At 71.5% G+C, this 20,913-nt stretch carries 22 protein-coding genes; 10 read left to right on the forward strand and 12 right to left on the reverse strand.

The genetic code is table 11. The annotated features are described in order from the left end of the window. Positions 1–28: 28 nt before the first annotated feature. Positions 29–1,225, forward strand: a complete 1,197-nt coding sequence (locus tag F9C41_RS02560; protein ID WP_196279593.1) for a cation:proton antiporter domain-containing protein — start codon at positions 29–31, stop codon at positions 1,223–1,225. Here the strand turns inward: F9C41_RS02560 and F9C41_RS02565 are convergent. From F9C41_RS02565 to F9C41_RS02590, 6 genes are all read right to left on the reverse strand, one after another. Continuing rightward, positions 1,152–3,905 (reverse strand): cation-translocating P-type ATPase, encoded by a 2,754-nt coding sequence (locus tag F9C41_RS02565; RefSeq protein WP_155384927.1) that lies wholly within the window; start codon positions 3,903–3,905, stop codon positions 1,152–1,154. The two genes, F9C41_RS02560 and F9C41_RS02565, sit on opposite strands and share 74 nt — an antisense overlap. Before the next feature lie 66 nt (positions 3,906–3,971). Next, complete coding sequence (locus F9C41_RS02570) at positions 3,972–4,310, reverse strand: SHOCT domain-containing protein (protein ID WP_155384928.1); 339 nt, start codon at positions 4,308–4,310, stop codon at positions 3,972–3,974. A 31-nt stretch (positions 4,311–4,341) separates the two neighbouring features. Further along, positions 4,342–4,782: a DUF6325 family protein gene (locus F9C41_RS02575; RefSeq protein ID WP_230689239.1), complete on the reverse strand. Its 441-nt coding sequence runs from the start codon at positions 4,780–4,782 to the stop codon at positions 4,342–4,344. Positions 4,783–4,948: 166 nt separating this feature from the next. Continuing rightward, positions 4,949–7,048: an amylo-alpha-1,6-glucosidase gene (locus F9C41_RS02580; protein WP_155384929.1), complete on the reverse strand. Its 2,100-nt coding sequence runs from the start codon at positions 7,046–7,048 to the stop codon at positions 4,949–4,951. Beyond that, entirely contained in the window at positions 7,041–7,403 is a 363-nt protein-coding gene (locus F9C41_RS02585) for an SCP2 sterol-binding domain-containing protein (protein ID WP_196279594.1), read from the reverse strand. Before F9C41_RS02585 ends, F9C41_RS02580 begins: the two co-directional genes overlap by 8 nt. A gap of 138 nt (positions 7,404–7,541) precedes the next feature. After that, entirely contained in the window at positions 7,542–7,838 is a 297-nt protein-coding gene (locus F9C41_RS02590; protein ID WP_230689240.1) for a TMEM165/GDT1 family protein, read from the reverse strand. A 274-nt stretch (positions 7,839–8,112) separates the two neighbouring features. Between F9C41_RS02590 and F9C41_RS02595 the strand changes: the two genes are divergently transcribed. Further along, entirely contained in the window at positions 8,113–9,084 is a 972-nt protein-coding gene (locus tag F9C41_RS02595) for an endonuclease/exonuclease/phosphatase family protein (protein ID WP_230689241.1), read from the forward strand. Between the two features lie 132 nt (positions 9,085–9,216). Here F9C41_RS02595 and F9C41_RS02600 read toward each other — a convergent pair whose 3' ends face one another. After that, entirely contained in the window at positions 9,217–11,517 is a 2,301-nt protein-coding gene (locus F9C41_RS02600) for an isoamylase (RefSeq protein WP_155384931.1), read from the reverse strand. 167 nt (positions 11,518–11,684) lie between these two features. Between F9C41_RS02600 and F9C41_RS02605 the strand changes: the two genes are divergently transcribed. After that, positions 11,685–12,335, forward strand: coding sequence for a dienelactone hydrolase family protein (locus F9C41_RS02605; RefSeq protein WP_230689242.1), 651 nt, complete (start codon positions 11,685–11,687; stop codon positions 12,333–12,335). An 8-nt stretch (positions 12,336–12,343) separates the two neighbouring features. Here the strand turns inward: F9C41_RS02605 and F9C41_RS02610 are convergent, their stop codons facing one another. Beyond that, entirely contained in the window at positions 12,344–12,850 is a 507-nt protein-coding gene (locus F9C41_RS02610; protein ID WP_230689243.1) for a MarR family winged helix-turn-helix transcriptional regulator, read from the reverse strand. Between the two features lie 86 nt (positions 12,851–12,936). Here F9C41_RS02610 and F9C41_RS02615 point away from each other — a divergent pair, with 86 nt between their 5' ends. Beyond that, a complete protein-coding gene (locus tag F9C41_RS02615; protein ID WP_155384933.1) occupies positions 12,937–13,851 on the forward strand; it encodes an NADP-dependent oxidoreductase in 915 nt (304 codons plus the stop codon). Between the two features lie 31 nt (positions 13,852–13,882). Here F9C41_RS02615 and F9C41_RS02620 read toward each other — a convergent pair whose 3' ends face one another. Beyond that, a complete protein-coding gene (locus tag F9C41_RS02620) occupies positions 13,883–14,722 on the reverse strand; it encodes an oxidoreductase (RefSeq protein WP_155384934.1) in 840 nt (279 codons plus the stop codon). A gap of 130 nt (positions 14,723–14,852) precedes the next feature. Here F9C41_RS02620 and F9C41_RS02625 point away from each other — a divergent pair, with 130 nt between their 5' ends. From F9C41_RS02625 to F9C41_RS02645, 5 genes are all read left to right on the forward strand, one after another. Next, positions 14,853–15,566, forward strand: a complete 714-nt coding sequence (locus tag F9C41_RS02625) for an NRDE family protein (protein WP_155384935.1) — start codon at positions 14,853–14,855, stop codon at positions 15,564–15,566. 126 nt (positions 15,567–15,692) lie between these two features. After that, positions 15,693–16,139, forward strand: a complete 447-nt coding sequence (locus tag F9C41_RS02630; protein ID WP_120322198.1) for an SRPBCC family protein — start codon at positions 15,693–15,695, stop codon at positions 16,137–16,139. Further along, the gene (locus F9C41_RS02635) at positions 16,136–16,516 is read left to right on the forward strand and encodes an ArsR/SmtB family transcription factor (protein ID WP_155384936.1); all 381 of its coding nucleotides are present in this window, start codon (positions 16,136–16,138) and stop codon (positions 16,514–16,516) included. Before F9C41_RS02630 ends, F9C41_RS02635 begins: the two co-directional genes overlap by 4 nt. 17 nt (positions 16,517–16,533) lie before the next feature. Next, on the forward strand, positions 16,534–17,214 hold the full coding sequence (locus tag F9C41_RS02640) for a DUF2182 domain-containing protein (RefSeq protein ID WP_155384937.1): 681 nt from the start codon (positions 16,534–16,536) through the stop codon (positions 17,212–17,214). Positions 17,215–17,235: 21 nt separating this feature from the next. Continuing rightward, a complete protein-coding gene (locus F9C41_RS02645; RefSeq protein WP_155384938.1) occupies positions 17,236–18,003 on the forward strand; it encodes a DUF899 domain-containing protein in 768 nt (255 codons plus the stop codon). 85 nt (positions 18,004–18,088) lie between these two features. On the opposite strand, the gene F9C41_RS02650 is transcribed toward F9C41_RS02645, so the two are convergent. Further along, complete coding sequence (locus F9C41_RS02650; RefSeq protein ID WP_155384939.1) at positions 18,089–18,997, reverse strand: GNAT family N-acetyltransferase; 909 nt, start codon at positions 18,995–18,997, stop codon at positions 18,089–18,091. An 83-nt stretch (positions 18,998–19,080) separates the two neighbouring features. Here F9C41_RS02650 and F9C41_RS02655 point away from each other — a divergent pair, with 83 nt between their 5' ends. Then, positions 19,081–19,797, forward strand: a complete 717-nt coding sequence (locus tag F9C41_RS02655) for a DUF4184 family protein (protein WP_155384940.1) — start codon at positions 19,081–19,083, stop codon at positions 19,795–19,797. A gap of 17 nt (positions 19,798–19,814) precedes the next feature. Here the strand turns inward: F9C41_RS02655 and F9C41_RS02660 are convergent, their stop codons facing one another. Together F9C41_RS02660 and F9C41_RS02665 are read right to left on the reverse strand one after the other, a co-directional pair. Beyond that, positions 19,815–20,021, reverse strand: coding sequence for an RNA-binding S4 domain-containing protein (locus F9C41_RS02660; RefSeq protein ID WP_407924659.1), 207 nt, complete (start codon positions 20,019–20,021; stop codon positions 19,815–19,817). A 64-nt stretch (positions 20,022–20,085) separates the two neighbouring features. After that, a complete protein-coding gene (locus F9C41_RS02665) occupies positions 20,086–20,802 on the reverse strand; it encodes an SDR family NAD(P)-dependent oxidoreductase (protein WP_155384942.1) in 717 nt (238 codons plus the stop codon). Positions 20,803–20,913: the final 111 nt, after the last annotated feature.

Raw genomic sequence — 20,913 nt, forward strand, 5'->3', positions numbered from 1 at the left:
AATCACCCGTTCATGCCGTGTGGTGTGCGTGTACGGGCTGATCGGCCTGGCCGTGGTGCTGATCGCCTGGGCGGCGGTGTCGGCGCGCGCGGCGCGGTTCAGCGTCACCGTCCCGATCGCGTTGCTGCTGGCCGGCCTGTTGCTGGCGGGCGGCGACGACCCGCCGGTCAACGTGGACGTGTCCTCGTCGGAGGTGCAGCACCTGCTCCAGCTGACGCTCGCCCTCATTCTGTTCACCGACGCCACCGAGATCAGCCTGCGACGGCTGTGGTCGGCCGGTCGGCTGCCGCTGCGACTGCTGCTCGTCGGCTTCCCGCTGACCGTGGCAGCCGGCCTGGTGACCGGCATGGCGCTGTTCCCGCACGCGAGCGTATGGGTGATCGCGCTGGTCGCGGCGGCGCTGACCGCCACGGACGCGAGCCTGGCGTCGGTGCTCGTGCGCGACGAACGCATCCCGCACGACCTGCGGACCGCGGTGACCGTCGAGAGCGGCCTCAACGACGGCCTGGCCGCCCCGCTGGTGCTGTTCTTCGCCGCGGCGGCCGCGGCCGTGGGCACGGAGCGCAGCTCCGGTCTGGTGCTCGTCCACACGATCACCGAGCTGGTGATCGCGCTGGTCGTGGGCGTGGCCGCGGGCGCCGGTGCGGGATGGCTGCTCCGGTGGGCACGCCGCCGGGGATGGAGCGCGGCGCGGTCGGACCGCCTGGCCTACCTGGCGATCGGTGTGCTGGTCTTCGAGGTGACCCACGTGGTGCACGGCAACGGCATCGTCGCAGCGTTCGTCGCGGGCCTGGCCGTCCGGGCGGTCGACCGGGACCTGCCCGAGAAGCACCTGCAGACCTCGCACGACGTGGTCGCGTTGCTGTCGGCGGGCGTGTGGTTCGCGTTCGGGTCGCTGATCCCGCATACGCTTGCCGACCTCGCGAGCTGGCGCGTCCTGCTCTACGCCGTGCTGAGCCTCACCGCCGTGCGCATGCTGCCGGTCGCGCTGAGCCTGGTCGGGCTGCGCCGCTACCCGCGGGAGGTGTGGCTGCTGTCCTGGCTCGGCCCGCGCGGGCTACCCAGCGTGATCTTCGCGCTGATCGGCGTCCAGCAGCTGACCGGCGTGCCGGCGCAACTGGTGGTCAGCCTCATCATGGCCACGGTCCTGCTCAGCGTGCTGGCCCACGGTCTGACGGCGATCCCGATCGCCGAGCGGTGGAGCGATGGCGGATCACGACCTTGATGAGCTCCTCGACGACCAGCATGCTCAGCGCGATAGCGATCGCGGTGCACCACAGCCGCAGGCCGAGGCTCGTGGTGCCGAAGATGCGCTCCAGCGGATCGAGCAGGGTGACCGCGATGATCCCGAGCAGGGCGAGCCCGTAGCGGCGCAACTGCGCGCGGCCGGGGATCGCCGACCGGTCGAAGATGGTGTCGTACTGGTCGCGTGACAGCAGTCCGGCGACCAGGTGGAACAGCGACAGGGTGGTCAGCAACATGGTGGCGCCGACGACCGGCCCGCCGTGCGCGTGTCCGATCTGGTACGCCCACAGCGACCCGACCGTCATCACGAAGCCCTGCACGCAGAGCCGCACCCAGTTGGCCCTGGACAGCACCGGCGTGCCCACCGGGCGGGGCGGTCGCCGCATCAGACCGGCGGTCGGCTCGTCGAACCCCAGCGCGATCGCGATCGGGATGTCGATGACCATGTTGATCCACAGGATCTGCAACGGATTGAGCGGGGTGCCCGCGGCGATGTTCAGCAGGCCCGCGCCGATGAAGATCGCGATGTAGGCGACCAGGGTCGACATCTGGAACCGCAGGTACTTGAGCAGGTTGTCGTAGAGGCCGCGGCCGTACTCGACGGCCTTGACGATGGTGGCGAAGTTGTCGTCGGTGAGGATCATGACGGCGGCCTCCTTGGAGACCTCCGTGCCGGTGATGCCCATGGCCACGCCGATGTCGGCGGCCTTGAGCGCCGGGGCGTCGTTGACGCCGTCCCCGGTCATCGACACCACGTTCCCGCTGGCCTTGAGCAGCCGTACCAGGCGCAGCTTGTCCTCCGGCGCGACCCGTGCGATCACCCCGAGCTCCGGCAGCTGTGCCAGCAGCTCCTCGTCGCTCATCGCCGCGAACGCGGTGCCGGTGACGGCCCGGCCCTCGATGCCCAGCTCCCCGGCGATGGCCGCGGCGGTGGTCGCGTGGTCGCCGGTGATCATCCGGACCCGGATGCCGGCGCTGCGGCACTCGGCGATGGCGGCCTTCGCCTCGGGCCGCGGCGGGTCCACGATGCCGACCATGGCCAGCAGGGTGAGTTCGCGGACCTGCTCGATCAGGTTCCCGGACGGGTCGAAGGACGCCGGGTCGAGGTCGCGCCGGGCGACCACCATGACCCGCTCGCCGGCCGCCGCGATGCGGTCGTTGGCCTCGCCTGCCAGGTGCCGGTTGGCGTCGGTGACCGCCACCAGGGTCCCGTCCGGGCCCCGGTACGACGTGGCACGGTCGATCAACACGTCCGGCGCGCCCTTGACGTAGCAGCGGACCACCGGCGTGCCGTCGTCGCCGGTCATCCGGTGGAAGGTGGCCATGAACTTGTAGTCGGAGTCGAAGGGCACCTCGGCGATGCGGGGGTAGGCGCGGCGGGTCTCGGCGAGGTCCAGCCCGCCCTTGGCGGCGAGCACGATCAGCGCACCCTCGGTCGGGTCGCCGATCAGGTTGTCGCCGTCGAGCACGGCGTCCGCGCACAGCGCCATGGGCAGCAGGTACGGATCCAGGTCGAAGCGCTCGCCGCCGACGTGCCTGATCTCGCCCTCGGTGCGGTAGCCCTCACCGGTGACGGTGAACCGGTTCTGCCCGGGGATGACCAGCTCGCGGGCGGTCATCTTGTTCAGGGTGAGGGTGCCGGTCTTGTCGGAGCAGATCACCGAGGTCGAGCCGAGCGTCTCCACGGCGGGCAGCCGTTTGACGATCGCGTTGCGGCGGGCGATCTCGCGGGTGCCGATGGACAGCAGCGCGGTGACGACGGCGGGCAGGCCGGTCGGGATCGCGGCGACGGCCAGCGCGACGCCGGTGATGAACAGGGTGTCGAACGACTCGCCCCGGGCCAGGCCGATGAGCACGACCAGGGCCAGGGCGATGCCCGCGATGGTCGCGATGATCTTCGAGAGGCTGTCGAGCTGCTTCTGCAGCGGCGTCTTGTCCTGCTCGGTGCCGGCGAGCAGGTGGGCGATGTGGCCGATCTCGGTGCCCATCCCGGTGGCGGTCACGATCATCTCGCCACGGCCGCGGGTGACCGAGGTGTTCATGTACGCCATGCAGGTCCGGTCGCCCAGCGGCACGTCCTGCCCGGCAACCGGGTCCGGGGTCTTGCCGACCGGCAGGCTCTCGCCGGTCAGCGCCGCCTCCTCGATCTCCAGCGTCGCCGCGACGCAGATGCGGCCGTCGGCGGGCACGCGGTTGCCCGCTTCCATGAGCACGACGTCGCCGGGCACCAGCTGCTCGGCGTCGACCTCGACTGCCTGGCCGTCGCGGCGCACCCGGGCCACCGTCTTGAGCATCTGGGCCAGTGCCCGCACGCTCTCCTCGGCCTTGGCCTCCTGGCACAGCCCGACCACGGCGTTGAACACGGTCAACCCGGCCAGCACCAGCGTCGTGCCCCACTCGCGAGTGACCAGCTGGTTGACCACCGCCGCGGCGAGTAGCACGAGCTGCATGAAGTCGCGGTACTGGCGCAGGAACGCCGCAACCGCGGACTCCTTCTTCGTGCCGGTCAGCCGGTTCGGGCCGCGCGTGCCGATCCGTTCGGCGGCCTCCGCCGCGGTGAGCCCGCGCTCCACGGTGACCCCGAACGACTCCGCCACCTCCGGGACCGTCCTGGCGTACCACCGGTCTGCTGCGGGCGTGGTCTGCTGATCACCGGTCACGGTGACTCGCTCTCTCGTGCGGGCGCACGCGCCCGACCCGGCGCGTGCGCCCGGTCGGGCCGGCGGTCAGCCGGCCAGGATCGCGGCCTTCTGCTGCTCGAATTCGGCGTCGGTCAGCACGCCGGAGGCCTTGAGTTCCGCGAGGGTCTTCAGCTGCGTGAGCTTCGCCTGCATCGGATCTCCGGCCGGCGCCTGCGGCTGCGCGGTGGCCTGTTGCTGGTACGCCTGCTGCTGCGCCATCTGCTGCTGGTACGCAGCCTGATCGGCGTATGCCTGCTGCTGCGCCGCCTGCTCGTCCTCCTGGTTCGCCCACCGGCCGGCCTGCCGCCGAGACACGCGGTTCGACACCGCCGTGGCCGTGCCGGCCACCACCGCCGTGCGCGCCACTCCTCGAAGAAGTCCCATGATCAACACCTCTCGTTTCTGCGCTGCGCGGTCACGCGTTCGCTTCCGCCGCGGCCAGCAGCTCCTGTACCGGGATCCGGCCGCTCGCGACCATCTGCGCGCCGCCCCGGCGCCAGGCGATGGCCAGCGGTGCGGCCCAGACGTTCTCGTAGACGAGGATGCCCGCGGAGTTGCCGGGCTCGATCGCGTTGGCGGCTTCCCGCAGATCGTCGCGGTCGAGCAGACCCGACGAGGCACCCTGGAAGACGGCGAATTCGCGCGCACCCTCGGCGTCCATGTCCTCGACCGCCACGGCGACGATGCTGCCGTCGACGTCCTTGCGGATGAATGCCAGATCGAGGATCCGGACGATGCCACGGTCCACGAGGTCCAGCAGCAGCGGGATGCCCTCGCCGGTCATGTGGTTGCCCGGGAACTCGATCACCAGGTAGTCGACCGGCCCCATCGTGTCGATTTCGTGTGTTTTAGTCATTTATAGGCCTCTCCAGCGATGTGCCCTCTTGCGTCCGCACCCGTGCCGATATCGTAGGCGCGCCCGATGTGCGAGGGAGCGTGAACGGGAAACGAGGCGGTGCGGAATCGTCTCAGCTTCTGCGCGCGGGACGGGCTGCGCCGGACCGCCATGGCAGGGCCACCAGTCACGTCGTCGCGGCCTGTTTCACCCGCCGCCTCGCGCCCGTGCCGAGTTCGGGACGGCCCCGGCCCTGGCGGTCGGTGTGCAGCAGGCCGCGGCCGAACGCGTCGACCCGGCCCCAGCGGCCCGGGATGCCCAGCAGTTCGATCTGGCCGATGCCCATGGGCAGCGCCGCGTCGACGACCAGGCTGTCCTCCAGCGGCTGCAGCCCCAGCATGGTCCGCAGCAGCAGCAGGGGAGCCCCCGTCGACCAGGCCTGCGGGCTGCACGCCGTCGGGTACTGCACCGGATACTTGGTCTCCTCGCGCGGGTAGCCGCCGAACGCCTCCGGCAGCCGGCCGTCGAAGTACTCGGCCGCGTCGAGGATGCCGGCCGCGATCTGCGCCGCCTCCTTCTTGAAGCCGTACCGGCGCAGGCCCCAGGCGATGAACGAGCAGTCGAACGGCCACACCGTGCCGACGTGGTAGCCGATCGGGTTGTACCGCTTCTCGCCCAGTGCCAGGGTGCGCACGCCCCATCCGGAGAACAGTCGTGGTCCGAGCAGGTGGCGGGCCACGGCGCGGGCCCGCGACTGCGGGACGATGCCGCTCCACAGCAGGTGCCCGATGTTGGAGGTCAGCACGTCGACCTGCTTGCCCTCGGCGTCCAGGGCGAGCGCGTAGTACTCGCCGTCGGCGACCCAGTAGTCGCGGTTGAACCGGCGCTTGAGGTCGGCGGCCTGCTTCTCCAGCTTGTTCGCGTAGTCGGGGTCTTTCCACACCAGGCGGGCCAGGCGTGCCCCACGCATCCGCGCGTCGTAGGCGTAGCCCTGCAGCTCGCAGGTGGCGCGCGGGAACCCGGGCAGGCTGCCGTCACGGTAGGAGATGGAGTCCCAGGAGTCCTTCCAGCACTGGTTCTCCAGCCCCGACTTCTCGTTGCGGCGCTGGTACCAGACGTAGCCGTTACCGAGCAGGTCGGCGTACTCGTCGACCCAGCGCAGCGCGGCGCGGGCCTCCAGTTCCAGGTCGCGCACCAGGGCCTTGTCCCCGGTCCACCGCTCGTACTCGTCGAGCAGCACCACGAACAGGGCGGTGGCGTCGGCGTTGCCGTAGTACGGGCTGTGCGGCTGCTCCTGGAACGCCGCCGACTCGCCGTAGCGCATCTCGTGCAGGATCCGGCCCGGGTCCTCGTCGCGGAAGTCGTCGAACCGGGTGCCCTGGCGGGCCGCCAGCTCCCGCAGCGTGGTGGCGGCGAGCTCAGGCGCGAACGGCAGGGCCTGCAGGCTGGTGAAGATGCTGTCGCGGCCGAACATGGTCATGAACCAGGGCAGGCCCGCCGCGGGCAGGCTGCGCCCGCCCGAGGTCAGCGGGGAGAAGCGCAGCGCCGCCAGGTCGATCAGGCTGCGCCGGTAGGTCTGCCGCAGCGGTCCCCACTCGCACTCCAGCTTCGGCGCGCTCTCCAGCCAGCGGTCCAGGTCTTCGCCCATGTCCTCGGCGGCCTTGGGACCGCCGAGGCGGGTGCGCTTGCCGTCGCGGCCGATCAGGATCGGCGTAACGCGCAGCTCGCATGTCCAGTGCTTCTGGGGTTCGACCCGGATCTTGTAGGTGAGGCCGTTCTTGTCCATCTTCGCGCGCGGTTCCGAGGTGATCTCCGTGGCGCGGTGGAAGGTGTCGCGCCGGTAGCCGTAGACCAGCCGGTCGCGCTCGACGCTGTGGTACAGCTCGCCCTTCTTGCCCTCGTCGTTCTTGACGTCGAACAGGTCGGAGAAGTCGCTGCCCGCCTCCATGTGGACGGTCAGCTCGACGGCCTTCTCGCCGTGGTTGAGCACCGCCAGCCGCTCCCGGAAGCCCTCGGTGACGGTGCGCTGGCGCATCACGGACAGCTGCGCGTCGATGTAGACGGTGCCGCCGCCGGGGGCGAGGAAGAACCTGGTCTCGAAGTACTGCAGGTCGTCGACGGACAGGGTGCCCAGGCGCTGGCCGTCGACGGTCAGCACCCAGGTCGACAGGAACCGGGTGTCCCAGGCGAACAGCCCGGACGGGTCGGTGCGGGACGCCTCGATGTCGCCCCGCTCGTCGCTGACGACGAACGTGTTGCCGTTGAGGATGCGCACCTGCTCAGCCACGGCCGACCGCCGAAGGATGGGTGCTGCGCAGCGGGCCGCTGAAGACGCGCTGGAACAGCAGCAGCAGCTCCGGGTCGCCGTCGGCTTCGAGCGCGCCGCGCAGCAGCGCCGCGAACGCGTTGTCCTTGCCGGTGACGATGTTCTCGAACACGTCGGTATCGGTCTGGATCGAGCAGTCGGCCTTCTGGCTGCGCCGCGACACGGCGAACGTGCCGTGGTCGATCGTGACGAACCAGCGCTGGACCTCGCCTTTCGCGCCGATGTCGAACCGGATGCTGCCTGAGCTGCGCCGTAGTAACGGTTCCTCGCCGCGCTGGGCGAGATCGGCGAAGAACTGGTCGGTCGCCGTGGGCATGTGCACCATCTCCTCGGGAGGGGCGGTTCCGCGCGCGGCGGAAAGCGAAGGCCGCCAGGTCTCGTCAGGTCGTGGTGGACCGCGCAGACCGGGCGGTATGTGTTCTGAGCGTATCCGTGACGCACCTTTCAGGAGGATTTATCGCATATTCGGCTTCGGTCGGACCGTGGCGTCCACGGGCGGCCTGCGGTTGCGCTGGGTCCACGTGTATGCCAGGGCGGCGAGCGCCGCGCCCCAGCCCTTCTTGAACAGCCGCCGGGCGCCGGGGGAGGAGATCCACACCGTGTAGCGGTAGGCGATGCCGAAGGCGAGGAACACGCCGGCGATGGCGTACGGGGCCAGCGCGGAGTCGAAGTTGTGCAGGCCCCTGCTGCCCAGGTAGATCGCTGCGCAGAGCACCAGGGCGGTGACGGTGCCGACGAGCACGGGCCTCATGCAGCCGATGCTATGTAATCGGCATATCCACCGTATGAGGTTTATCGGACTTACCATCACAGATACCCGGCATGAGCTCACGCTCGGTGATCACACCTGGTGCGGTGTCCGTCGAGCAGAGTCGATCGACGGTGCACCCCGGTGCGGCGGCATGTGCACCTCTGTATAGCGAGAGCTGTGTTAAGGCACCGTTAACCGCGGCCGGATTCTTGTCACACGGCAGATCCCGTGCAGGACACGGAGATCCGGCCGTCCCGCCGGTAGCGTACGGACAGTGACGACTCAGCTGGCGAAGGCGGCCTCCCGCACCCGTACGCCCGGCCCCGGCCGGCACCGCCCTCGGTGGTACGCCGCGCTGGTCGTCATGGCCGCGCTCCTGCTGGCGGCGGTGCTGGCCGGGCACCGCCTGGTGCCCAACGTCTACAGCGCCGGCAGCCTGCTGGACTCGGTCGCGCCCCTGTTCGGCCTCGCCGTGCCCGTGCTGGTGCTCGCCGCGCTGGCGGCCCGCTCGCGGGCGGCGCTGCTCACCGTCGCGCTGCCGGCGGCCGTCTGGGCCGCGCAGTTCGGCGGCGCGCTGCTGCCGCCCCAGGGCGGGCCGGCCGAGCTGCGGGTCGTCTCGCAGAACCTCTACGCGGACAACCCCGACCCGGCGGCCACCGTCGAGGCGCTCGCCGCCGACGGGCCCGACCTCATCGCGATACAGGAGGCCACCGAGGGCGTCGCCGAGACGGCCGCGGAGCGGCTGCGCGAGTCCTACCCGTACCGCGCGGTCAAGGGCACGGTCGGCCTGCTGAGCAAGCACCCGATCGCGCAGGTGAGCAGCCTCGACAGCCGCACGAGCTGGATCCGCGGGCTGCGGGCGGTGGTCGAGACGCCGCAGGGCGACGTCGCGGTGTACGTGGCGCACCTGCGCTCGGCGCGCATCAACGAGACCGCGAGCCGCGACCGCAACATCCAGGCGCTGGCCGACGCCGTACGCGGCGACGACGCGAGCCGGGTGCTGGTCCTCGGTGACCTGAACACCTCCGCCGAGGACCGGGCCTTCGCCCCGCTGTCCGCGCTGCTGCGCGACGCCCAGGCCGACGCCGGCTGGGGGTTCGGCCTCACCTGGCCGTCCGCGCTGCCCGTGCTGCGCCCCGACCAGGTCCTCTACCGCGGCCTCACCGCCACCGACGCGGGTGTGCTGCGCACCCCCGGGACCGATCACCGCGCGGTGACGTCGTCGTTCGCCTTCCCGACCGGCTGACCCGGGCCGGGGCCCCCCCGGCGGGCGGGGCCGGCCGCCCGGGGGCGGGGCGGGGGGGCGCCGTCGTGGGCCGCCCCCCCCCCGGGGCCCCGGGGGCGGGCCCCCCGGGGGGGGGGGGCCCCGCCCGCCGGGTCACTTCGCGATGAGCAGCAGCACGGCGTGGCCGCGCAGCGTGTACGCGGTCCCGGCCCCGCCGATGACGGCCTCGGCACCCGGCGCGGCGACCTGGCTCGCCCCCTCGGCCCACGGGGACGTGTCGGTGACCCGGTACCACTGCTTTCCGGCGGGCGCGGCGGGCAGCGTGAACACCACGTCGCCGGACCAGCCGTTGTAGGCGGTGTACAGCGCGCTCGCGCTGTCGCCGAACTCCGTGCCGTCGATGCGCCACGCGAGGGCGTGGTTGTTCGCGTTGGCCCAGTACGCCCCGTCCGGCGCGACGCCGGCCGGGGTGAACCACTCCAGTTGCCCCATGCCGTTGGCGTTGCCGTCAGTGGAGGTGTAGAAGTTCACCGGCCGCAGCGCCGGGTGCGCCTTGCGGAAGGCCAGCATGCGCTGCGTGTACGTCTTGAAGTTGGTCTCGTCCGTGGTCAAGGACCAGTCCAGCCAGTTCGCCGACGAGTCGACGTTGTACGGGTTGTTGTTGCAGTTGATCGACCGCAGCGTCTCGTCGCCACCGGTCATCATCGGCGTGCCACCCGACAGCATCAGGAACGCGAACGCGTTGCGGGCCGCCTTGCGCTGGTCGGCCGCGACCCCGCCCTGGTCCCACGAGATGTTGTCGTCGCTGCCGCCGTCGGACGGCCCGAACGGCCAGGCCTGCCCGTTGTTCTTGGCGTTGCACGAGTACAGGTCCTTCTGCGTGAACCCGTCGTGGGCCACCATGAAGTTGACCGAGTGCCACGGTCTGCGGCCGTCGTCGCCGTACAGGTCCGACGAGCCGGCGAACCGGGTGGCCAGGTCGCTCGGGGTGACCGCGTCGACGCCCAGCTTGTTCTGGTCGCGGCGCAGGGTGTCCCGGTAGATGCCGTTCCACTCCGACCAGGCCGCCGGGAAGTTGCCCACCTGGTAGGTGCCCGTGCCGATGGCCCACGGCTCGGCGATCCAGTCCACCCCCGCGCCGCCGCCCGCCGGGCGGGCCGGCATCTCGGCGGTCAGCCGGTTGAGCGCGGTGTTCGCGTCGGCGCGGCTGTAGCTGAAGCAGCCGTGCTGGCAGGTGTTGCCCAGCACCGACGCCAGGTCGAACCGGTAGCCGTCGACGCCGAGGGTGTTCTTCCAGTACGCGATCGAGTCCACGATCAGGTTCTGCGCCGTCGTGTTGCGGGTGTTGTAGTTGTGCCCCAGCCCCGTGTTGTCCATCGACCCCTGCATGTCGGAGGTCAGCGAGTAGTAGGTCGGGTTGTCCAGCCCGCGCCAGGAGAAGATGTTGTACGTGTTCTTGTCGCTGATCGCGCCGCCCTCGGCGGTGTGGTTGTAGACGACGTCGACGAGGACCTTGATGCCGGCGTCGTGGAACGCCTTCACCATGGCCTTGAACTCCTTCGTCGGCCCGCCTGGTGTCTTGTCGGCGGCGTAGCGCCGGTCGGGGGCGAAGTAGTTCTCGGTCATGTAGCCCCAGTAGTTGTCGCCCGTGGTGCTGCTCGGGTTGACGTCGTTGGCGTCGTTCTGGGTCTCCTGCAGCGGCAGGAACTCCACCGCCGTGATCCCGAGCGAGGCCAGGTACGCCGCCTTCTGCCCGGCCGCCTTGTAGGTGCCCCGGTCGGCGGCCGCGATCGAGGTGTCGGCCTTGGTCAGGCCGCGCAGGTGCACCTCGTACACGATGTCGTCCTTGAAGGCCCGGGTCGGCTTCGTGCCGATGCTGGTGCTGTCGGCGGCCAGCACGATGCCCTTGGGGGCGATCGTGCCGGTGTCCACGGCCCGCTTGGCCGGGCCTGACGAGTAGTCGCTCGCCACACCGTCGGGCATCGCGGTGTCGTGGCTCATCTCCCGGGCGTACGGATCCAGCAGCAGCTTGTTCGGGTTGAACCGGTTGCCTGCGGCGTCCACGTCGGCCACGAACCCGGCCGTCGACCCCTTCGTCCAGCTCGCGCTGTAGGGCCAGTTCGGACCCCAGGCGCGGTAGCCGTAGTAGACGGTGCCGGTCACGCCCGCGGCCTGCAGCGTCGCCACGCTCACGGTGGTCGCCCAGACGTCCCCGGTGCCCTTGGTGAGCAGGTAGGACGCCTTCTCCTGGGCGCCGCTGGCGGCGGAGTAGACGTAGACCGCGATGCGGGTGGCCCGGGACGAGTACACCCGGAAGTTCACGTTGCTGCCGGAGTAGCGGCCGCCCAGGGTCAGGGTGTCGATCCCGGCCTGGGCGGGCGCGGTGGGGGAGACGAGGGACAACCCGGCTGCCACCAGCGCGGCGGCGAGCACGGACCTCCAGAGGCGACGCATGGTCTTCCTTCCCGGAACGGGGGTGGTGGCCGGGGGGAGCGGCGACTGAAAATTCTTGCAAAGTGTGACCTAGGTTACGTGCAAGTTTCAGGCGCGTAAAGATGCGCCAACTGCCCCCAACGCGAGCGGCGGGCCGCCGGGCGAGCAAGGATGGAGAGGTGGACGAAATGACGTCCGGAGACAACGGAACAGCGGCCGAGGTCGTCATCCCCGTGAACGGAGCCGCACTCTCGGCCCACCTGGCCATACCCCCGCAGGCCGCCGGCATCGTCGTGTTCGTCCACGGCAGCGGCAGCAGCCGGCACAGCCCCCGCAACCAGTACGTCGCCCGGTTCCTGCGCGACGCGGGCCTCGGCACGCTGCTGTTCGACCTGCTCAACGAGGCCGAGGAGAACGACCGGGGCAACGTGTTCGACATCGCGCTGCTCGCCGGTCGGCTCACCGAGGTGCTGGCCTGGCTGCGCACCCGGCCCGCCGCGCAAGGTCTACAGGTCGGCCTGTTCGGAGCCAGCACCGGCGCGGCCGCCGCGCTGTGGGCCGCCTCGAACGGCAACGCCGACGTCGCCGCCGTGGTCTCCCGCGGCGGCCGCCCCGATCTGGCCGGCGGTCACCTCGCCGAGGTGCGCGCCCCGACGCTGCTCATCGTCGGCGGCCTCGACCGCACCGTGCTGGAGCTCAACGAGCAGGCCGCGGCGCAGCTGACCTGCGAGCACGCCGTCGAGATCGTCCCCGGCGCGACCCACCTGTTCCAGGAGCCCGGCACCCTCCAGCAGGCCGCCGTCCTGGCCCGCGACTGGCTGGTCAGCCACCTGCGCTGACGCCGACGTCAGATCGTCCGATGGCGACCGGTGCGGGGTTTGGCCGAGCGGGGCGGCGCGGCGCGCATGTGTTCGCGGACGCGGCCCAGGACGCTACCGAGGGCGGCGAGGTCGCGCTGGTGCAGTGAGTCGAACAGCAGCCGCCGGACGACGTCGATGTGGCCGGGCAGCACTTGCGCCACGAGGCCGCGACCGGTGTCGGTGAGGGAGACGATGACGCTGCGCTCGTCGTCGGGTGCGGGTGTGCGGGTGATCAGGTCGCGCTTCTCCAGCAGTCCGGCCTGGTAGGTCAGGCCGCTGCGGCTGTAGACGACGCCGTCGGCGAGGTCGGTCATGCGCAGCTTGCCGTCGGGGGCGTCGGTGAGGCGGGCGAGGATCTGGAACTGCACGTAGCTGAGGTCGCCGTCGGCGCGCAGGTGCTCGTCGACGGCGTGCTGCAGCAGGGTGCTGACCTCCATGAGGGCGAAGTACGCGCCGAGCTGTTCGGCGTCCAGGGGCGCTGTCTCGTGGCTCACACCGTCATCGTACTTGCTTCGAATTTGAAACGAGTTATAGTCGAGATGTGCTTCAAGTTCGAAGCAAAAATGAAGGAGTGAGAGTCATGAAGGTCATCCGTTTCCACGAGCACGGCGACGCCGGCACCATGCAGCTCGACGACGTCGAGCAGCCGACCCCCGGCTCCGGCCAGGTGCTGATCAAGGTCGCAGGCACCTCGTTCAACCCGGTCGACGCGAGCATCCGCGCCGGTTACCTGCGCCAGGTGTTCCCGGTCGCGCTGCCGCACACCCCGGGCATCGACGTCGCCGGCACGGTGACGGCCTTGGGCGAAGGCGTCACCGGCCTGCAGGTAGGTGCGCGGGTGATCGGGTTCCTGCCCATGACCGCCGACGGCGCCGCCGCCGAGTACGTGCTCGCCCCGGCGGAGGCCCTGGCCGCCGCGCCGACGACCATCCCACTCGCCGATGCCGCCGCGCTGCCGGCGACCGGACTCACCGCCTGGCAGGCGCTGTTCGACCACGCCGACGTGCAGCCCGGACAGCGCATCCTGGTCAACGGCGCCGGCGGCGCGGTCGGCGGCTACGCCGTGCAACTGGCCGTCCAGGCCGGTGCCACCGTCGTCGCGACTGCCGGTGAACGCAACGCCGAGCGGCTCCGTGGCTACGGTGCGCAGGTGACCGACCGCGACATTGACGGCGTCACCGGCCGGTTCGACACGGTGCTGAACTTCGCCCCGGTCCCGGCGGCCGACATGGCCGCGCTGGCCGGCCTGGTTCGCGACGGTGGCGCGCTGGTCACGACCACCACACCCGGCCCGCAGGACGACCCGCGTGGCGTGCGCTCGATCAGCGTCTTCGTTCAATCCGACGCCGGCCGGCTCGCCGCCCTCGTCGAGCGCGTCGACGCGGGCAGGCTCCACGTCCACATCGCCGACCACGTCACCCTCGACGAACTGCCCGCCGTCCATGCCCGCAGCGACGCCGGAACGCTGTCCGGCAAGACCGTCATCGTGTCCTGATCGGAGGCCTGTCGACCGGAGCGGTCGGTGGTCAGCCGGTGGTGGCGAAGTCCGTGGACACGGACAGCTCGCGCCACTTGTTGAGGTCCGCGGCGACCTCCCTGAGCTTGGCCTCGATGTCGGTGACGCAGCTGCCGCCCAGGGCCAGGCGCACCGGCATCTGCGGGGTGTCGACGATGGTGAGGATCGCCGTGGCCGCCTTGACCGGGTCGCCTTCCTGCGCGTGGTTGGTCTCGTCGGACCAGCTGCGCATCCTGCCGGAGCTGGCGGCGTAGTCGTCGATCACCTGCTCGGTGCGGTGCAGCGAGGTCGAGTCGAGGAAGTCGGTGCGGAACGGGCCGGGCTCGATGGCGATCGCCTGGATGCCCAGGGGCGCGAGTTCCTGGCTCATCGCCTCGGTGACCGCTTCGACGGCGAACTTCGTCGCCGCGTACATGCCCCAGCCCGGCCAGGACCGGATCCCGCCGATCGAGCTCAAGTTCACGATGCGGCCGGAGCGCTGGCGCCGCATCACCGGCAGCACCGCGCGGGTGACCGCCAGCAGGCCGAACAGGTTGGTGTCGAACACGGCGCGGGCCTCGGCGTCACTGGTCTCCTCGATGGCCCCGACGAGCCCGCGCCCGGCGTTGTTGACCAGCACGTCGATGGTGCCGAACCGGTCGACCGCGGCGTCGACGGCCCGGCGTGCCGCCGCCTCGTCGTTGACGTCGAGGGCCACGGCGAGCAGCCGGTCGGCGTACCCGGGCAGGGCCTTCTCGACCGTCTTCGGGTCGCGGGCGGTGGCGACGACGTCGTCGCCGCGGTCCAGGGCCTGCCGGGCGATCTCCACACCGAATCCGCGGGATGCTCCGGTGATGAACCAGGTGGTCATGACTGCCTCCGTGCACGGTGAACGGCACACGCCTCGGAGATCACGCTAACCGTCGGCCGGGGTGCGTCGTGCTGTTTCAGCCCGCTGCCGCCGCGCCGTCCGGGTTCCGTTCCGGCATATAGTGCCGATCATGTGTACGGTCGCCGTCAGTTTCGAGCCGTCGTCGCCGGTGCCGCTGCTGGTGCTGGCCGTACGGGACGAGCTGCTGGTGCGGCCGTGGGAGCCGCCGGCCGAGCACTGGCCGCGCCACCCCGGGGTGCTCGGCGGGATCGACCTGGTCGCCGGAGGCACCTGGCTGGCCGTGGATCCGGCCGCCCGCCGGGCCGGGTTCGTGCTCAACGGGCGTGGACGGCTGGCGCCCGAGCACGGGCGTCGTTCCCGCGGCGAGCTGCCACTGCTCGCCGCGGCAGGGCTGCCGATCCCCGGCGACCTGCAAGCCTTCGACCCGTTCTATCTGATCACCGCGGATCTCGGCGGGGCGGTGATGGTCGGCTGGGACGGGGAAACGCGCACCGAGACGGCCCTGCCGCAGGGGTACACGGTGATCGTCAACAGCGGTGACGACCCCGCCGAGCCTCGCGCCGCGCACCTGCTTGCGGCGTTGCAGGCCGTGCCGCGGCCGCATCCGGCCGCCGGCTGGGGCGCGTGGCCGGGCCTGGCCGCGGGCGAGGGGATCGACCGCGCGGACCCGCGGGCGCTGATCCTGCGGCACACCTTCGGCGACGACCTGCGCTACGGCTCCAGCTCGGTCACCCTGCTCGCGATCGGCCCCGACCTGGTCCGCTACGACTTCGCGGCCGTGCCGGACGAGCCCGGCCCGGTGGCCCTCACCCGGATCGTTTAGGCCACGACCTGTCCCGGAGGCATACCGCTGGTCGCGGACAATGTGCAACTTGCGGGTTGCGCCTTGAAAGCTGATGTGCAACTCTGGAGTTGCACATCAAGTCGACGGCGTTGAAGGAGTCTGCTCATGAGTGAGGACCGGATCGAACGCGAGACCCTGATCGAGGCGTCCCTGGAGCGGGTCTGGTCGCTGGTCGCCCAGCCCGGGTTCTGGGTGGCCGACAAGGCGAGCCTGCCCGGCACCGTGGCCGTGGCGGGGGAGTCGATGATCGCGAAGAACCCCCATCACGGCGACTTCCCGGTCCGCGTGGAGAAGGTCGACCCGCCGCACTACCTCGCCTACCGCTGGGCCAGCGCCTTCCCGGGCGAGGAGCTACGCGACGACAACAGCACCCTGGTCGAGTTCACGCTGACCGCGGAGGGCGCGAAGACGCGCCTGCGCGTGGTGGAGAGCGGCTTCGCGGCGCTGGCCGCGCCCGAGGAGCAGCGCAGCGGCGCATTCCGGGACAACTCCGGCGGCTGGCCGCTGGAGCTGGAGGCGCTCAAGGCACGGGCGGAAGAATCCTCCGTGTGACAGACGAGCACCGCGGCGACACCTCGCCCGTCGACGGCGTGCTGGCCGCGCTGGCCGACCCGACCCGGCGACAGCTGCTCGACCTGCTCGCCGAGCTGGGCGAGGTGACCGCGACGACACTCGCCGAGCACCTGCCCGTATCGCGGCAGGCGGTGGTCAAACACCTCGCCGTGCTGGACGCCGCCGGGCTGGTCGGCGGCCACCGCGCCGGGCGCGAGGTGCGGTACGCGGTGCGGCCCGCGGCGCTGAACACGACGGCGCGGTGGATGGCCGCGCTCGCCTCCGACTGGGATCGCCGCCTGGCGACCATCAAACGCCTCGCCGAAGCGGCGGAGCAGGAAGCGGCCGCGGGGGAGGTCGAACCCGGCGGAGCCTGAACGGGGGGAGGAGCACGATGCGACTCCGGCACGCGGTGACGGCGGTGACGCTCGGGCTCGCCGTCGCCGGCTGGGTCCTGATGATCCGGCTCATGGACGGCATGGACCTCGGCCCGGCGACCCCGCTCGGCCCGTTCGCGTTCTTCGTCGCCGGATGGGCGTCGATGATCGCGGCGATGATGCTGCCGGGCGCGGTTCCGGCGGTCGTGCGCCGGGTGCGCGACGGCGGCGGCGTAGGCGCGGCGGCGCTGTTCGTCGCCGCGTACCTCGGAGTCTGGACGCTCGTCGGGGTAGTCGTCTTCGCGCTGTACCGGCCGCACGGGCCGGTCGCCGCGGGCGTCCTCGTGATCGCGGCCGGCGCCTACGAGCTGACGCCGGTCAAGCGGCACTTCCGGCGGCGGTGCGGCGAGAGCGGGCACTCCGGGTTCGGGTACGGGCTGCACTGCGTCGGGTCGAGCATCGGGCTGATGCTCGTGCTGGTCGCGGTCGGGCTCATGAGCATCGGCTGGATGTGTGTGATCACCGCGCTGTGCCTGGCGCAGAAGCTGCTGGCCGCGCGGGCCGGCGTCGACGTGCCGCTGGCACTGGCGGTCGTGGCGCTCGGCGTTGTGATCATGGCCGCGCCCGGGTTCGTTCCAGGGTTTCACCCGCCGGCGTCTCCCCTGGACGGCGGCGGCCACCACCACTCGCACCACTGACGACAGATGAGGTGAGCAACGATGATCGATCACAAGACAGGGACCAGGCAGGAATGGCTCTCGGCCCGGCTGGACCTGCTGGCCGCGGAGAAGGAGCTGACCCGGCGCAGCGACGAGGTGGCGCGGCAGCGGCAGGACCTGCCATGGGTACGCGTCGACAAGGAGTACCGCTTCGCGACCGACGACGGCGACGCCTCGCTGGCCGACCTGTTCGCAGGACGCTCGCAGCTGCTCGTGTACCACTTCATGTTCGGCCCCGAATACGAGGCGGGCTGCCCGTCCTGCTCGGCGATCGCGGACGGCTTCGACGGTTCGGTCGTCCACCTCGCCAACCACGACGTGACCCTGTGCGCCGTGTCGCAGGCTCCGTTGGCGAAGCTCCAGGACTACAAGAAGCGCATGGGCTGGAACTTCCCGTGGGCGTCGTCGTTCGGCGGCGAGTTCAACCATGACTTCCACGTGACGCACACGAAGGAGGAGTGGCAGTCGGGGGCGGTCGACTACAACTTCCGCTCGATGGACGTGCGGCCGTCGCCGACGGGCGAGGAGCTGCCGTTCCTGAACAAGATCGCGTCGTCGGTCGGCGTGGACTGGCCGACCTACCGGCAGCAGGGGCCGGGCATGAGCGCGTTCGTGTTGGACGACGGGGCCGTCTACCACACCTACTCGACGTACGAGCGGGGCGTGGACGCGCTCTGGGGCATGTACCAGTGGCTCGACCGCGCGCCGCTCGGCCGCAACGAGGACGGTTTCTGGTGGCGCCGCCATGACGAGTACGACAAGCAGTGATGGTCGAGCGGGCTGCCGACTGACGGGGGAGCGCGGCCGGGCCGGTGACGACACCGGCCCGGCCGCGCTGGTCGTCGGGCCGGACCTACGCGGCGTTCGGGCCGGGCAGCGTGCCCAGGCAGGACCATTGGACGGTGACGGGCCGGTAGCCCAGGCGGGCGTTGACGGCGAGCATCGGCGCGTTGGACTCGTCGTTGGAGGTGTAGGCGGCCGTCACGCCACCGGCGGCGGCCCGGTGCAGCGCCACCGTCTTCGCCAGCCGGGCCAGGCCGCGGCCCCGGTGCTCGGGCAGCGTCGCGGTCATGTCCGACCACATCCGCTCCCCATCGCGCTTGACCAGCGTGAACGCCACGATCTGCCCCCCGTCGACGGCGGCGACGCTGGCGTCCTTGTCCAGGCCGAGGTTGTCCCACACCTCGTAGCGCCAGGTGTCGAAGGAGACCTCGTCGGAGGGCACGTCGCCGGGCTCGTCGGAGCTGGCCGCGACGTACGCCGTGTAGAGCACGTGTTCGTCCAGCCCGGACAGCGGCACCACGGTGACGCCGGGCGGCGCGGCCGGGGCGGGCGGGGCGAGCCGGGTCTCCAGCATCGAGTAGCGCAGCTCGCGGCTCGGTGTGAAGCCGCGGCCGCGGGCGAAGTCCAGCGACTCCTCCTGCGCCCAGGCGCGCACCCGCTGCACGCCCAGCTCGGACAGGTGCCGGGCGGCGGCGTCGAACAGCAGCCTGCCCGCGCCCTGGCGGCGGTGCGCGGGGTGCACGTGCAGCAGCGAGATCTCGCCGAAGTCGGCCTCGGAGGTGGTGATGTTGCGGAACGCCGAGGTCCAGCCGACGAGCTGCCCGCCGTCCTCGACCACGAACGCGGTCCAGTCGCCGGCCGGCGGCTCGGCGATCATCTGCCGCGTGGACGCGACCCCGCGCACGAGGTACGGATACACCTCGGCACGCAGGGCGACCACGGCCGCGGCGTCGTCGGGTTGGGCGGTGCGAATTCTCATCCGGCCATCCTTTCCTGGCCGCGCCATGATCATCAAATGGTTTGCGGCCGATGCGGCGAGCCACGAGGGGCTAGCCTGCGGCGGTGCCGCTGACGTTCCCCTCGCATGCCGCCTTGCCGCTGCCGCTGAAACTGTGGCGTCCCCGCTGGTTCGACGGCGTGGCGCTGACGGTCGGGGCGGCCTCGCCCGATCTCGCGTACGCCCTGGACGGTTCGGGCCTGCCCGTGTTCCCGCTGTCGCACCAGTGGCCCGGCGTGGTGCTGTTCTGCCTGCCGGTGACGCTGGTCGGCGCGCTGCTGGTGCGCCGGGCCGCGGCCGTGGTCGCCGCGCACCTGCCCCGTCGGCCCGCGGTTTTGGCGCTGCACGATTACGGCGTGCTCGGCACGACGCGGCCCGCGCTCGTGGTCACCGTCGGGTCGGCGCTGCTCGCCGCCGCGAGCCACCTGGTCTGGGACCAGCTCACCGGGCCCCTGCCCGTGCTCGACTACGCGTCCTCCGCGGGTGGAGCGCTGGCAGCGCTGGCACTGGCCGTGCACGTGGGCCGCCACCGCCTGCTGCGGGCGTGGCACGGCGCGCCACCGGACCGGCCGGTGCGGCCGGGACTGTTCTGGTCCGTCGCCGGCACGGTCACCGCGGCCTGCGCGGTGGTCGCGGCACAGCTGCCCGGGGCTTTCCTGCCGCACACCACAGGCGCGCGCCTGCTGCTCGGCCTCGCGCTCGGTCTCGGCGCCGCGGCCGCGGCGACCGCCCTCGTGCCATCACGGCCGAGCGCGGTCGATCCGGCGCCGGCGATCGACTGACCGCCGCGCGGACGGGCTCAGGCGACGCGCAGGCTCTCGCCGTCGATGACGACCACGTCGCCGCGGTGCAGCTGGCGGCCGCGGCGCACCTCGACCTCGCCGTTCACGGTCACCTCACCGGCGGTGATGCGCAGCTTCGCCTCACCACCGGTCTCGATCGCGGAGGCGAGCTTCAGGAACTGGCCCAGGCGGATCATGTCATCACGGATCGGTACGTCGGTCACGGTGCCATCTTCCCTCAGGGCCGGTCCGTCGATGTTCATCGGATGACACCGGTGTGGTGGGTCGTCAGCGGAGGTTCAGGCCGCCGTCCAGGAGGATGACCTCGCCGGTCAGGTAGGAGTTGCCGATCACCGCGGCGATGAGGTCGGCGACGTCCGACGGCTGGGCCGGGCGGCGCATGGGGCTGGCCGTGTTCCACAGCGCGTGCGCGTCGGTCCAGTCGGCGGTGAGCGGCGTGTCGACCAGCCCGGGAGCGACGGCGTTGACCCGCACGTCGGGGCCGAGGGCTGCGGCCAGCAGCTTGGTCACGTGGTTGAGGGCCGCCTTGCTGGCGGCGTACGCGATCGAGCTGCCCTTCGGGCGGACGCCCGCGTGGCTGGTCACGTTCACGACGCAGCCGTTCGACTCGCGGAGCGCGGGCAGTGCCGCCGTGCACAGCAGCCAGGGCGCGATCAGGTTGACGTCGAGCAGCCGGCGCCAGTCGGCGGCGGTCAGCGCGTCCAGCTCCGCGTGCGGGACCGGCCAGCTGATGCCCGCGTTGTTCACCAGCACGTCGAGCCGGCCGTGCTCGGCCAGCACCCGCGGGACCAGCCCGGCCGCGGCCTCGTCGTCGGCCAGGTCGGCCTGCAGGTAGGTCCCGTCGAGCTCGGCGGCCAGCGCGGTCCCGGCCGCTCGGCTCGATCGCGAATGGACCACCACGGTCATCCCGTCGGCCGCCAGCCGCCGGGCGGTCGCCGCCCCGATCCCGGACGCCGAGCCGGTCACCAACGCCACCTTGTGCATCCGGCCACCCTAACCAGCACCGCGATCAGTCCCGGGGCACCCCGTTGCCGTCCCACGGCACGCCGTCAGACCGCAGTCAACGCGCGCAGTGCCGCCAGTCCGGCGTCACCG

Origin of the sequence: Catellatospora paridis, assembly GCF_009720365.1 — a bacterium.
In the GTDB taxonomy this organism is placed as follows: Bacteria; Actinomycetota; Actinomycetes; order Mycobacteriales; family Micromonosporaceae; genus Catellatospora; species Catellatospora paridis.